The 14,075-nt window shown below is 62.1% G+C and carries 13 protein-coding genes; 3 read left to right on the forward strand and 10 right to left on the reverse strand.

Features of this window, described 5'->3' with window-relative positions:
* The first annotated feature begins 303 nt into the window (after window positions 1-303).
* Window positions 304-1,485, forward strand: coding sequence for a serine hydrolase domain-containing protein (locus RBA40_RS14750; RefSeq protein WP_306648572.1), 1,182 nt, complete (start codon window positions 304-306; stop codon window positions 1,483-1,485).
* 298 nt (window positions 1,486-1,783) lie between these two features.
* On the forward strand, window positions 1,784-5,230 hold the full coding sequence (locus tag RBA40_RS14755; RefSeq protein ID WP_306648573.1) for a hypothetical protein: 3,447 nt from the start codon (window positions 1,784-1,786) through the stop codon (window positions 5,228-5,230).
* Window positions 5,231-5,510: 280 nt separating this feature from the next.
* Here the strand turns inward: RBA40_RS14755 and RBA40_RS14760 are convergent, their stop codons facing one another.
* On the reverse strand, window positions 5,511-5,735 hold the full coding sequence (locus RBA40_RS14760; RefSeq protein ID WP_306648574.1) for a DUF6139 family protein: 225 nt from the start codon (window positions 5,733-5,735) through the stop codon (window positions 5,511-5,513).
* Window positions 5,736-5,989: 254 nt separating this feature from the next.
* On the opposite strand from RBA40_RS14760, the gene RBA40_RS14765 reads away from it, so the two are divergent.
* Window positions 5,990-8,029 (forward strand): methyl-accepting chemotaxis protein, encoded by a 2,040-nt coding sequence (locus RBA40_RS14765; protein WP_306648575.1) that lies wholly within the window; start codon window positions 5,990-5,992, stop codon window positions 8,027-8,029.
* A 40-nt stretch (window positions 8,030-8,069) separates the two neighbouring features.
* Here RBA40_RS14765 and RBA40_RS14770 read toward each other — a convergent pair whose 3' ends face one another.
* From RBA40_RS14770 to tmk, 9 genes are all read right to left on the reverse strand, one after another.
* Window positions 8,070-8,270, reverse strand: coding sequence for a hypothetical protein (locus RBA40_RS14770; protein ID WP_054264522.1), 201 nt, complete (start codon window positions 8,268-8,270; stop codon window positions 8,070-8,072).
* 126 nt (window positions 8,271-8,396) lie between these two features.
* A complete protein-coding gene (locus RBA40_RS14775) occupies window positions 8,397-8,645 on the reverse strand; it encodes a hypothetical protein (RefSeq protein ID WP_099879151.1) in 249 nt (82 codons plus the stop codon).
* Window positions 8,646-8,762: 117 nt separating this feature from the next.
* Window positions 8,763-9,686: a class I SAM-dependent methyltransferase gene (locus tag RBA40_RS14780; protein WP_306648576.1), complete on the reverse strand. Its 924-nt coding sequence runs from the start codon at window positions 9,684-9,686 to the stop codon at window positions 8,763-8,765.
* A 156-nt stretch (window positions 9,687-9,842) separates the two neighbouring features.
* Window positions 9,843-10,496, reverse strand: a complete 654-nt coding sequence (locus tag RBA40_RS14785) for an ankyrin repeat domain-containing protein (protein ID WP_306648577.1) — start codon at window positions 10,494-10,496, stop codon at window positions 9,843-9,845.
* Between the two features lie 95 nt (window positions 10,497-10,591).
* Complete coding sequence (locus tag RBA40_RS14790; protein WP_306648578.1) at window positions 10,592-11,374, reverse strand: TatD family hydrolase; 783 nt, start codon at window positions 11,372-11,374, stop codon at window positions 10,592-10,594.
* A 16-nt stretch (window positions 11,375-11,390) separates the two neighbouring features.
* Window positions 11,391-11,909, reverse strand: a complete 519-nt coding sequence (locus RBA40_RS14795) for a GNAT family N-acetyltransferase (RefSeq protein WP_306648579.1) — start codon at window positions 11,907-11,909, stop codon at window positions 11,391-11,393.
* Between the two features lie 37 nt (window positions 11,910-11,946).
* Complete coding sequence (locus RBA40_RS14800; RefSeq protein WP_054262511.1) at window positions 11,947-12,324, reverse strand: PilZ domain-containing protein; 378 nt, start codon at window positions 12,322-12,324, stop codon at window positions 11,947-11,949.
* 10 nt (window positions 12,325-12,334) lie between these two features.
* Complete coding sequence (locus RBA40_RS14805) at window positions 12,335-13,372, reverse strand: DNA polymerase III subunit delta' (RefSeq protein ID WP_306648580.1); 1,038 nt, start codon at window positions 13,370-13,372, stop codon at window positions 12,335-12,337.
* Between the two features lie 62 nt (window positions 13,373-13,434).
* Entirely contained in the window at window positions 13,435-14,061 is a 627-nt protein-coding gene (gene tmk, locus RBA40_RS14810; protein ID WP_306648581.1) for a dTMP kinase, read from the reverse strand.
* Window positions 14,062-14,075 lie beyond the last annotated feature (14 nt).

The raw sequence follows: 14,075 nt of genomic DNA on the forward strand, positions 1-14,075 counted from the left end.
CCTTGTTCTTCGGGATACAACGACAGGCAGTATGCGTTATCGACAAACGTTTACCCTCCAAATCAGCAGCAAATCCAATGGGCCGCCGTCGGTGCTGGCATGTGCGCCTGACCGCCACACCGGGGCGGCGCGACGCACGCGAAGCGACGCGTGCTTCCGGTCGACATAGCGTCCCGACTGCTGGCCGTCGACGCGCCGTCATCGCTATTTCTTAAGAAAAAACGTTTTACTGACAAGTGCCAACTTGTGTTGTAATCCCGTGTGCGACGAATGTAAATACAACAACAATTACGTGGAGACACTTTGAACGACACCCAGCCCCCCATTTTACCGTCGCGCCTGGCCAAGCGCGACACCGCCGCCTTCGCGTGCATGCTTGCTTTCACCGTCGCCCTGAGCGCCTGTGGAGGCGGTGGCGACGGCGGCAGTGGCAACAACGCCACCGGCAACAGCCCGGACACCAAGGTCCGCGTGGCCCCCAACCCGTCGGATGACTGGACGCTCGTTCCAGCGGCCGAGGTCGGCATGGATGCGGCCATGCTGGCCGCTGGCGTCGCCTCGCTGTCCGATGCCAGCGCCCACGGCATCTCCAGCATGCTGGTGACGCGGCGCGGCAAGCCCGTGCTGGAACAATACTGGAACGGTTACGACAAGGACACCCTGCACGACCTGCGCTCGGCGACCAAGAGCATCACGTCGCTGTTGATGGGCGTGGCGATCGACCAGCGCCTGGTCGGCGGCGTGGGCGATACCCTGAGCAGCTACCTGAACCCGCTGTATCCGAACGCGCCAGCCTACCGCCTGGGCCTCAAGCTGGAAGATATGCTGACCATGCGCAGCGGCCTCGACTGCGACGACTGGACCCGCAGCTCGCCGGGCAACGAAGAAAACATGTATCAGCAGACCGACTGGGTCAAGTTCTACGTCAACCTGCAGGCGCCCAACGCCCCCGGCCGCGTAACGCGCTACTGCACCGGCAATCCAATGGCGCTGGGGCGCGTGATCGCCGTGGCCGGCAAGAAGCCGATCCCGGCGTTTGCCAACGAATTCCTGTTCGGCCCGCTGAACATCCAGAGCGCCAGGTGGGCCGAGTTCGATAACCGGACCCAGACCGATACCGGCGGCCACATTCACATGCGTCCGCGCGACATGGTCAAACTCGGCCAACTGGCCTTGCAAAAGGGACAGTGGAATGGAAAACAGCTGGTGTCCGCGGCATGGATGGCGGAATCGACGCGCCAGCATACGCAATTCACCTCGCTGCCCAACCGCAACGGCTACGGCTATTTCTGGTGGCGCAGCGTCGAAACCATGAAAGACGTCTCCTACGACGTCATTTTCGCCGACGGCAATGGCGGCCAGTACATCATGATCGTCCCCGCGCTCGATATCGTCGCCGTCTTCACGGGCGAAAACTACAATTTGAAGAAGGCGGAATTCCCGTTCAGCTTGCTCAACCGCTACATCCTGCCGGCAGTGAAATAAGCAGGGCAACGGGGAGCGCCCGGCTTCCCGTTTGCCCGGAAAGCCTTACCCGACTTGAAACGCGGAATGGGCGGCCTGGTGGCCGCATCCGGACCAGGCCAGTGCCTCGGCCCTGCCGTCCAGGTATTGAAACCCGCGAGCGGGACGCCAGCCGGCCACAAAAAGAAATATTTACAATAAAATCATCCCGTTTTGCAATTTCGATGTGGCAATATAGAGATATTCGCCAGGCCGGCCGCGCCCGTATGTTCCGTTGGCGCGCTGCTCCTGCATCCCATCATTCTTTCAAGGAACGACCATGGCCACGGCAAGTGCATACACGAAAGTAGCGCAAGAACTCTATATTTCCTATTTTGGCCGCCCCGCCGACAGCGCCGGGCTTCAGAGCATGACCGCCGCGCTGGCCGCGGCCGGCGCGCCGACCACGACCTCCGACCTCGATGCCGCCTATTCATCGAACCCAAGCGTTCGCGCGCTGATGGACAGTTTCGGCAAGAGCGCAGAGTCGACAGTTCTGTACGGCACCGGCGCGGCCGGCCTCGTCACCGCACACTTCGTGACCGAAGTCTTCCATTACCTGTTCGGCCGCGCGCCGGCTGAGAGCGGCCTTGCATTCTGGACCAATGCGATCGATACCGGCTCGCTGACCCTCGCCGCCGCCGCCCACTCGATCCTGACCGGCGCCATCGTCGCCAATGGCGCCGATGCCGCGCTGATCGCCAAGAAAGTCGCCGTCGCCACCAATTTCACGAACGCCCTCGACACGGTGGCGGAAGTGGGCGCCTACCACGGCGCCGTCGCCGCCCAGATAGGGCGCGACGTGCTCGCCGGGGTCAGCGCAAGCACCGACCCGGGGACGTACCAGGCAGGTGTCGTCGGCACGCTCGCGCAGATGACCAAGGCGATCGCGCTGACCACCGGTGCCGACAACCTCGCCGGCGTCAGCGGCGCCAACCTGTTCGTTGCCAACATTGCAGGCAGCAGCAACACCTTGCAGTCGGGCGACCGCATCAGCGCCGGCGACGGCGTCGACACGCTGCGCGCCAATGTCGGCGTGTTCCAGGCGAGCGCGCTGGCGTTGGAAACCCAGGGCGTCGAAAACATTGTCGTGCGCGCAGACGGCAGCATCAGCACGACCGCGCCGATCGAGATCAACGGCGCGCTGATGAAGGGCGTCACCCGCTGGGAAAGCAATCACAGCCGCGGAGACCTGGTCATCGACCGCGCCGGCATCGCCAGTTCGCAGCTGCCGGAAAACGTCACCGTCGCCATGGTCGGCACCGATGCCGGCAATGTCGACTTCGGCGTGTACTTCGACACGGCCGCCCTGCGCGCGCTCAATCCGACCGTTGGCGGGAACAGCTTGCGCCTGCAGCTGATGGATACCCGCTCGGCCGACACCGACGGCGCGCCCTTGAAAGGCAACCCTTACGACGGTTTTGTGTTTTCGTTCAATGGCAAGCCGACGCAGGTCCGTTCGCCCGCGATCGACAACGCCCAGACTTATCCCGAGCTGCTCGTCGCGATCCGGGCGCAGCTCGCCGTCACGCCGGGCCTGGAAAAGCTGGTGGCGACCCTGGGCGGCAAGTTCGAGACGTACGACTCGCAGTCCGGCCACCTGCTGAGCGGGACGGAAATCGTGATCACCAATCCGGGCACCGGCACCATGACCACCGACAACACTTCGGGCTGGCTGTCACCGGTCATCCCCAACGATGCATACATGCACAAGGCGCTCCCGATCGGTCCGGCCGCGGCGGGGCGCGCGCTCATTACCAGCACCGTCGTTCTCGATGGCGTCGGCCGCGGCGGCACCGGCGGCGACCTGGTCATCGGCGCCAAAGCGACCGCCACGCTCGCCCAGCCCGGGGTGGAGGCCTTCAATATCACCGTGGAAAACTCCAGCCGCCTGCAAACCATCAATTCGACCTACAACAAGCTCGAATCGGTCAATCTGGTCAATGGCGTCGTCAAGGGCGATGTGGCGGTGCGCGGCAGCACCGACAGCGCCGACCAGTCCTTGCCCGGCCTCGTCAGCGAGCGCAGCGGTTCCCAGCACGGCGACACCTACGGTTTCCACGATGTACGTCAGGTCAACGCCGGCGCCATGAAAGGCAAGGTCGATATCGAAGCCGTGATCGGCGACTTGGCGGTGGCCAAGTACATCGGCCAGCCCGGCAGCCAGACCGGCGCGCTCACCGAGAGCGTCGATTTCATCTACCTTGGCGGCAACAACAACGACAATCTCATGCTGGACATCACGTCGAACATGGCTGCCAAGCACGGCACCCGCGCGGCCGGCGTGACGGATTTCCGCTTCAAGATGGCCGGCGGCTTCGGGGACGACCAGATGACCTTGCGTATCCTGCCTTCCGTGCAAGGGAACAATGCCTGGATGGCCAACCAGGACTTGAACAACAACATTACCCTGAGCGGTGGCGAAGGCAACGATACGCTGCGCAAGCCCGGTGCGGGCGATGCCGTGCTCGACGGCGGCAATGGCAACGATGCCATCTACGCCGAAGGCTCTGGTTTGCAGGAAGTGACCCTGTCGACCGAGGCCAAGCCCACCATGACGTCGACCACCTACATCGGGGCGCAATGGGTCTTCAACACCGCCGACCAGATTGGCTTGCTGGCGCCGGCGCGCGAGTTCGGCGCGCTGAAAAGCGATGCACTCGATACCTACAAGCTGGCCGGCACCAAGGTCAACGTGACCTTCCAGGGCATCGGCAGCACGGTGACGGTGGGAACCAAGTTGACGATGACCATGCCGACCGACAAGGATATCAACGAGGCCATCAAGCATGCCATCAATGACGACCCGGTGCTGAGCCAACTGCTCCGCGCCAACGACGGTCCCGGCAGCGCGCTGATGGTGCATGCGCTGATCGACGGCGTCATGAGCCCGGCCGACCTGAACATATCGCTGCAAACGCTGGACCCCGCCAGCCTGCCCGAGGCGCAGGTGAGCGCCTGGTCCGCGGCCTACGGGCTGACCGGCGGCGCGGTATCGATCGACAGCTTGCTCAACGTGATCCACACCTCGCTGGCCGCATTCAATGCGAACGGCGACTACGCGAGCGCGATGGCGGTCGATCACGGCGCTGTGCACAGCCTCACCGGTGCGAACAGTACCGCGGCCAGCGACAACCTGATTTTGCCGGGCATGGGCAACGATGTGGTGATCCTTGGAACGGCCGCAGGGGCGACCAAAGCGGCGTCGAGCAACGATACCGTGGTTTTCGACAAGAACTTCGGCAACGACACCATCGTCCGCTTCAACGCGGCGGGCACCGGCATCGATCACCTGGACTTCACGGCACTGGGCGGCAGGACCCTCACGGCCGACCTGGCGACCGACAAGTCGATCACCATCGTCGCGGCAGGCACGACCAACGACACGCTGACCAAGATCAGCGCCCTCTTCAACGGCTACAACGCCGAAACCATGACCCACGTGGTGGCAGTGGTCGACGGCACCACCAATGCCGCGATGATCTACTCGATCGAGGATCTGGCGGGCGCGGACAATGGCAAAGCGACATTGGAGGGCCGGATCGACCTGGCCACCGTGAACTGGCACAGCGCACTGACGCAGGCGAACTTTGTCGATGCCAAGGGTGTCGGTTTCAACCAGGCCGAAGGCGCGGCTGGCGTGGCGCCAACGCCCGTGCAGCTGGTCGGCATGACGCTGCCCGACGATGCCGCACTGGCGGGGACGAGCGGCCTGACGGGCGCATAAGGACTGACGAAGACCAGGGACGGCGTGCGCCGTCCTTGCGTTCGGGCAGTAATCTTCATACGGCGCGGGCGCGCACTGCGCCCCGCCACTGCCTTATCCCATCGACCCGGATGCTCTGCCCGGCTCGTTCAGCTCCTTGGCCGCACGACGATCGCCGCGGCAAGGCAGCACGTCCGGAGTGGGACTCACCGGATATTCTTGCAAAAAATGGAATTGATTACTGGCGCTGGCAGCCCGCATCGATGGCGCGCGCCGCCAGCAGGGACGGTTACGTGGGTTATTAATGCAGCGCGGTCACCGCATAGCCTTTTTCGGCGATCTGCTCGTTAAGGCGTTCGATATCGTAGTCGGGCAGCTGGTCGGCTTCGTCAGCGATCTCGAAGGCCCTGGCCTCCACTTCCCAGTCCGTATTGGTGGCCTCATTCGGAATATTACGGTCTTGCGGAACTGCCAGGTAGGAGAACTTGCCGTCGTGTTCGGCCCTGCGGTAGATGTCCAAGCGCATGATGATGTCCTATAAAAATGAGAATGCGAACTCCTGCTTTCCGCGTGGAGGCAGTGTCCGTGCCCCAATGTAGGCTAGCCGCGCCGGTTCGTCTGTTAAGTATTCAACATGAGATGTCTTTTTTGTGCCAACGTTTGTTGAGTACGCCGTGAGTTTTGATGCATATTGGGATCGATAAAGCTATGATTGGTTTATTGATTGCGTAGAGCAACATTCAAGATGCAATCCTGACCGACCTTAATGAAGGAATTATCATGTCCGCGCAATCGATACTCGGCAGGCTCAAGGTGTGGCACACGTATCTGATCCTGAGCGTCATCGGGATCATGGTGGCGGGGATCCCGACCTACCTGTACATCAAGGAAGCGGGCAAGGCCCTGGCGGCCTATTCCTCCGAGCAGCAGGGCATGCCGGGCGTGGCGAGCATGCTGCGCGTGATCCAGTTCACCCAGCAGCATCGCGGCCTGTCGGCGCTGGTGCTGGGCGGCACCGGCGACGCAAGCGACAAGCGTGCCGCCAAACAACAAGACGCCGACGCCGCCTACAAGGACGTCGACGCCCTCGTCGGCAAGATCAACGATCCTGCCATTGGGCGGTTGTGGTCGGACCCGAAGCGGGAATGGGAAAGCTTGCGCGCTGGCGTTTCCGGAAAAACGATTACCGTGCCTCAAAGTTACGCCGCCCATACCGCCTTGCTGGCCAAATTGCTGAAGGTGAACGAGCTGGTCGGCGATTACTACGGCCTCAGCCTTGATCCGGACAAGGATTCCTACCAGTTGATCCAGGCGATGTACTACCAGCTCCCGTATTTGACGGAAGAGCTCGGCCAGCTGCGCGCCAAAGGTGCCGGCTTGCTCGGCAAGAAAGAAGCGAGCCAGGAAGAACGCCAGATCATTTCATCGATGATCGGCCGCATCAACGACCGCGTGCTGCAGACCACGAATGCCTTCGGCAAAGCGGCGGCCTACAACCCGGACATCGGCAAGAGCCTGAGCGCCGTGATGAACGACGCGGTGTCGATGTCGGTCGCGCTCACCGAGCTGGCCACCGCCCAGATTCTCAAACCGGAGACGCTCAGCTACAGCGCGAGCGAATATGTGGCGGCCGCCACCCGCGCGATCGATGCCCAGTTCGCGGTCAACAGCGCCGCCAAGGCCGATCTGGACGCCATGTTTGTCGCCAAGATCGGCAACTTCCACACGGAGCGCTGGACCATGCTCGGCGTCATGCTGGCCCTGCTGGTCGCCGCCGGCTACTTTACGGTGCTGGTGACGCGGGCCGTCACGGTGCCGCTGAACAATGCGGTCGCGGTGGCGCAAAGCGTCGCCGGCGGCAACCTGGTCAATGAGTTCGATGTCGGCGCCGACAATGAAGTCGGAAAGATGCTGCGTGCACTCAGGGACATGAACGACAGCTTGCGCGGCATCGTCGGCGATGTGCGGAACAGCATCGACAACATCAGCGCGGCCACGCATGACATCGCCTCCGGCAACAACGACGTGTCATCGCGCCTGGAATCGCAGGCCTCGAACCTGGAAGAAACAGCCTCGTCCATGGAGGAACTCACGTCCACGGTCAAGCAGAACGCCGACAACGCCCATCAGGCCAACGAACTCGTCCTTGGCGCGTCGCAAGCCGCGACCAAGGGTGCGGCGGTGGTGTCGCAGGTGGTACGGACCATGGGCGACATCAACGATGGCTCGCGCAAGATTGTCGACATCATCGCTGTGATCGACGGCATTGCCTTCCAGACCAATATCCTGGCGCTCAATGCCGCCGTGGAAGCGGCCCGGGCCGGCGAGCAGGGCCGCGGCTTTGCCGTGGTGGCCAGCGAGGTACGCAATCTGGCCCAGCGTTCCGCCTCGGCGGCCAAGGAAATCAAGGTCTTGATCAGCCATAGCGTGGGCCAGGTCGAAGCGGGCAACCAGCTGGCCAACGAAGCCGGCACGGCGATGGGCGAGATCCTGAGCAGCGTCACGCGCATCACCAGCATCATGGCGGAGATTGCCGTGGCTTCGGCCGAGCAAGGCGCCGGCATCGAGCAGATCAATCACGCGGTCACCCAGATGGATGACATGACCCAGCAAAACGCGGCCCTGGTCGAGCAGACGGCCGCGGCGTCGAGCAGCTTGCAGGAACAGGCGGCCACGCTGGTGGAGGCGATGAGTATCTTTACACTTGGAAATGAAGCAGTGCAGGCCGCGGCGCGCCATCCCGCGCCTGCCCGTCCCCTTGCTTCCGCCGCACCGCGCCGTGCCGCCGGCGCCAAGCGTCAGGCATTAAAACAGGCGTGACGCGCCAGTACCGGGCAAGCGCGCCGCAAGCGGTGCCCGGCTAGCGCCCCGGGCTGCTGCGCAGCACGCGCGCCGGCAACATGACTATGGCGCGCAGCAATTCGAACACCGCTTCCACGCCGATGCCCACCAGGCGAAACGGCAGTAGCAACAGCCACACCAGCGGATACAGCAGCAGCGCAAGCAGAGCCAGGGGCCAGCACAGGAAGAGGACCACGAGCCACAGCAGGAAACTCAACATCGTTTTCTCCGTATCGGAAAAGTTCAGGTGAGTTCACTGTAAGGACATGGGGCGAATGCGGCAATGCGGCTGCGACCAAGCGCAGGCTGGCACGCGCAAAGCGCAAAAAACGCGGATAAACGGGATTTACTGGCCGACGCAGATAATCTTGGTGGCGTACTCGTGGGCGTTGGATTTCTTGTTTGTTGCCCAGTCGATTACTTCCTGGGCTTGCCCGACGGTCATGATCGTGGCTTTTTCCTTGTTCTTGATAAAGGAAACGCCCTCGAACTTGCCTTCCTTGCTGCGCATGACTTTGGCGAACACGGGCGGTTTCAGCGCATCATCGCTGAGTTTGTTTTGCTGGACGAGGTAACGCTGGTCAATATTTTCCATGGAGCACTTAAATAAACGGTTGAAGCCGCCATTTTACGGGCTCGCCTGCCGCGCGGCAAATGGATCGGCCAGGATGGCGGGGCGGCCCTGGCCAGCCCCCGCCACCGGCAAGCGGCATCAGGCGTAGACCCGGACCCGTTCGGCGGTTTCCGGCACCACCGCGTGCAGCACGTCGACCCGGATCGCCGCTTCGAGCGAAGGAATCGACCCGCCCGCGCGGTAATGGAAACTGACCTGCAGCACGTCGCCAGCCTTGCATTGCACGCCCTGTTGCAGCGGCAAGGTCATGTAATGGTTCAGCCAGTCGATGGTGGCGTTTTCTTCGCTCACGACCGCCAGCACATTCTTGGTGATGAAACGCATCGCGTTGACAACGCCGTTCTTCTCCACCAGGAACTTGCCTTCCCACGCAATGCGGGTGTCGAGCGGCTGGCTGAAGTCGAGAATGCTGTACACCGACGGTGGCGCCAGTTCCACCGTGCCGGGATGGATCACCGTGGTTTCCTGGAACTGGACGATGGGTGCGTAAAAGCCTTCGAAATCGTATTCCTGCTGCAGCGGCTGCACCGCCATGATCACCGCTTCCGGCAAGAAGCGCGGCAGCGGGCCGCCGAAGCGCGCCAGGTAGCGCCGCTTGAACGATTCGATCACTTCCACCTGTTTTTCGCGCAGCATGGCGACGTGAATCATTTCGCAGATCACGATATCGACCGGTTCCGGCGGCAGGTATTCGAAGGCGTCGGCATGCACCACCTCGACCTTGTGGCCGTTGGGGTTCCTGGCCATCATCTTGCGCGCTTCCTTGACCATGTCGGGATTGAACTCGACGCAGTAGACTTTTTCGGCCTTGGCGGCCGCAAACCAGGACAGCACGCCGGTGCCGCCGCCGAGCTCAAGCACCTTGGCGCCAGGGAAAACCGCGTAATGGATCGCTGACTTGAACCCGTGCATCCGGTTTTGGTCCATCAACATATTGTGGTGATAATGGACAGGAATGAATTGCCCCAGATAGCAGCTTTCGATTTCGCGTTCGTTCAGCATAAATTTTCCCTTTGATGTGGCGCCCCGGATGCCCTGCGCCGTTGCTTGGCTTGATCAGTACGACATAATCATTATCAACAACATGGGTGTAATTTGATGCCGCGAGATAACTCGCTTTTCCGTGCCAGTTCGGCGCTTGCACGCCGCGGGAAGCCCTTACAAGCCCTTGCGGCCGAGGGAAAGGTGGGCGTTGATGGCGTCGGCGATGCGCGGCTTGTCGGCGCGCTCGGCGATCTGGGCGGCGGTCAGGCTTTCGTTATTCTTCAGCGTGGCGTCGGCGCCCTCCTGCATCAGCAGCTTGGCGGCCGATTCGTGGCCTTCGCGCGCGGCGATCATCAGCGGGGTCAGCTTGCTGGGCGTTTCGGCGTCGATATAGGCGTGGTGCTCGAGCAGGATGCGGACGATCTCGGCGTAGCCGCTGGCGGCCGCGTAGTGCAGCGCCGTCCAGCCGGGATAGGTGACGATCGCACCCTTGGCCAGCATGGCCAGCACCGCCGGCTTGTTGTGCTTGAACGCGGCCATCATCAGGGCGCGGTTGCCATTCGGCGCGGCCCGTTCGAGGTCGATGCCGGGCTGGGCCAGCAACACATTGACGACGTCGTTGGCGTCCTCGCGCAGCGCGAGGATCAGCACGGTCTGGCCGGTGATCGGGTCGACCGTGTTGGGGCTGACGCCGTTTTTCAGCAGTTTCTTCACCATGGACGCGTTGTCCATCTGCGCCGCCACCACGACATCGCGCACCGGATCGGCCGCCGCGTTCGCGCCAGCGAGCAGGGTGGCAAGCAGCAAACGCTTAATCAGAATGAACATGAAGTTGACTCCCTACTGCCTTGAAAACATTGAGAAAACTATTGGCGCATCGAGAACTGTGCAGTTACCGCGGACAGCGCGGATTCAACATGAACTCAGCTCCGTACCACCTTGAAAAGATTGAAGAAATTGTCGGTAGTCTGCTGCGCCACCGCTGCCAGCGGCACGTCTTTCAACGCCGCAAGGTACTCCGCCACATGACAGACGAATCCCGGTTCGTTCATCTTGCCCCGGTGCGGCATGGGCGCGAGATACGGCGAATCGGTCTCGATCAGGATGCGATCGAGCGGCACGGCCCGCGCCACGGCTTGCAGATCCTTGGCGCTCTTGAAGGTGACGATGCCCGAGAACGAGATGTAAAACCCCATCGCGATGGCGGCCTCCGCCACTTCCAGTGATTCCGTAAAGCAATGCATGACACCCGCCGCACCACCCTTGTCCGTTCCCGCGCCCTCTTCCTGCATGATGCGGATCGTGTCCACGCTGGCGGCGCGGGTGTGAATGATCAAGGGTTTGCCGGTAATTCTTGAAGCACGGATATGCACGCGAAAACGCTCGCGCTGCCATTCCAGGTCGCCCTGCAGCCGGAAATAGTCGAGCCCAGTCTCGCCGATGGCGACGATTTTCGGATGCGCTGACAGTTCGACCAGCTGGTCGACCGAAGGTTCCGGCGTGTCCTCATAATCGGGGTGCACGCCGACCGAAGCGTAGATGTGGGGATATTCCTTGGCCAGGGCCAGCACCTGGGGAAAATCCGGCAGGTCGACCGACACGCACAGCGCGTGGGTAACCTTGTTCTCGGCCATTTTGGCGAGGATCTCGGGCATGCGCGCGGCAAGCTCGGGGAAATTGATATGGCAGTGGGAGTCGATATACATCCCGCCATTGTAAACGCTAGGCGATACGCTTGCCCAGAATGATCAGGTCGCGCTCGATGCCGTCCAGGTTGGCCACCCGCGGCAGCTTGGCCCAGGTATCGAAGCCGAACTTCTTGAACAAGGCCAGGCTGGGCACATTGTGGCCAAAAATGAAGCCGAGCAAGGTGTGCACGGCAATATTCGGGGCGTAGGCAATCGCCTGTTCCAGGCAATAACGCCCGATGCCCTTGCCGCGCCAGCTTTCCGCGATATAGATCGACAGTTCGGCGGTGCCCGAATACGCCGGGCGGCCGTAAAAATTGGAATACGACATCCAGCCGATCACGGCCGGGCTGGCGCTCGTATCGTTTGCCGCGTGCAGCACCCACAGCGGGCGGCGCTCCGGGTCATGGTCGTCGAACCATTGCTGGCGCGACGCCACCGACACCGGTTCGGTATCGGCGGTCACCTCGCGCGAGGCGATGGTCGAATTGTAAATGTCGACGATGACGGGCAAGTCGTCGGGACGGGCAACGCGGTGAACGAAAGACGGCATACGGCGAACGGTGACAGTCAGGTTAAAAGGCCGGGTCCTACAGCGTGTGGGTGGCGCGCGAGGACCGCAGGGCGGCGCCCAGGATCTCTTCGATGCGCAACTTGGCGCGCTGGCCGGTCTCGTCGTCGGGGAAATGCACGCCGATGCCTTGTGCCTTGTTATTGTTTGCGCCCGCGGGCGTGATCCAGGCAACCTTGCCTGCGATCGGGTATTTGTTGGTATCGTCCATCAACGCCAGAATCAGGTAAATCTCATCGCCGATCTTGTACGGCTTCACGGTGGGCACGAACATGCCGCCGTTGCGCAGGAAAGGCATGTACGCGGCATACAGCGCCGCCTTTTCCTTGATGGCAAGCGACAGGACCGAAGGACGCGTGATTTGCGGAGCGCTCGGGTCAGTAGGGTTGCCAGACATTAAAATCCTTTCAGGTACAGCATGAAGTGTAATCAAGCAACAGGTCTTCGACAAACAGTTTCGGCGACAGCGGATGGTCCGCGATCGCACGCCGGTCGTTTGCATTTTTTATCGCGCGCAGCAGGTTCGCGGTGTGCACTTTGCCAGCAAGCACGGCGATTTCCTTCTGGTAACGTGGATAATACCGGATACTGTTCGATAGTTTGTAGGAAAACAGATCGTAAAGCCAGCGCTGCGTCCAAGAAACCAACGTCGCCAGGGGCGCTTTGCTCAATTTCTCGGCAGTACGCAGCGCGCCATCGACGCTCGGATGCGCCAGGCATTGCAATAATGCTTCCAGATCGTCGCGGTTACCGGTCTCGGACTGTGCCAGCGCCGCCAGCGGCGCGCCGCCCTGCTCGCGCAGCCAGCTGTCGGCGTCGGCCAGTCCCTGCTCCTTGAGCCAGGCCAGCGCCGCCGTCTCGTCGGGCATCGGCAGGGCAAACTTGCGGCAACGCGACAAGATCGTCGGCAGCAGCCGGTCCAGGCTGTTCGACGAGAGCAGGAATACGGTGCCCGGCGGCGGCTCTTCCAAGGTCTTGAGCAAGGCGTTCGAGGCCGGCATGTTCAGCGCTTCGGCCGGATACAGCACCACCACCCGCAGCCCCTGGCGGTGGGTCGAGATATTCATGAAGTCGGCCAGCGCGCGGATCTGCTCGATCTTGATCTCTTTCGACGGTGCCTTGGTCGACTTGGCTTTCTTGCCGCCATCGGACTCGGCACCCTCCTCGCCCTCGGCCGGCGGCTCGTCTTCCAGCGCTTCGGGACGCACCCGGCGGTAGTCGGGATGGTTCTGTTGCGAAAACCAGCCGCAGGAACCGCACGCGCCGCAGGCGTGGCCATCCGGACGCACGTCTTCGCACAGCAGGGATTGGGCAAAGGCTTCCAGAAAATCGGCCTTGCCGGTGCCTGCGGCGCCGTGAAACAGGATCGCGTGCGGCAAGCGCTCGCGCATCAGCTGCAACTGCTGCCACGCGCTTGCCTGCCAAGGATAAATTGTATTACTCATCGCGACATTCTTCGTTTAATCAATTACTTGCATGAGAAACCTCATGTGGTTTCAAGTTACACTTAACCTAGTTTCTCAAGTATTCCGACCAGGGTTCCCTGCGTTTCAGCAATGGTTTTCGTGGAGTCGATGACAACAATCCGCTCGGGAAACTGGGCAGCGCGGCGCAGGTATTCATTGCGGCATGCGGCAAAAAAATCCGCCTTTTCCTGCTCGAACTTGTCCAAGGTACGGGTGGCGTCCAGGCGCGCCCGCGCGACATCGAGCGGCACGTCGAACAGCAAGGTCAGGTCCGGCTGCAGATGCGGGTGCACCCATTGCTCCAGCGCCTCCATCTTGGCGCGGTCCAGGCCGCGCCCGCCGCCCTGGTAGGCGAAGCTGGCATCGGTGAAGCGGTCGGAGATGACCCAGTGGCCGCGTTCGAGCGCCGGCGCGATGACCTGGGCGATGTGCTCGCGGCGGCTGGCGAACATCAGCAACGCCTCGGTTTCCAGATGCATCTTCTCGTGCAGCAGCATGTCGCGCAGCTTTTCGCCGAGCGCGGTGCCGCCCGGCTCGCGCGACGAGACGACCCGCTTGCCCTTCGCTTCCAGGGTCGCGGCCACGAAGGCGATGTGGGTGGACTTGCCGGCGCCGTCGATGCCTTCAAAGCTGATGAACTTGCCTCTTGAGGCGGTACTGTCGGTCATGGAACGCAAAACGC

The organism is Massilia pseudoviolaceinigra (assembly GCF_030846505.1).
Classification (GTDB): Bacteria; Pseudomonadota; Gammaproteobacteria; order Burkholderiales; family Burkholderiaceae_D; genus Telluria_A; species Telluria_A violaceinigra.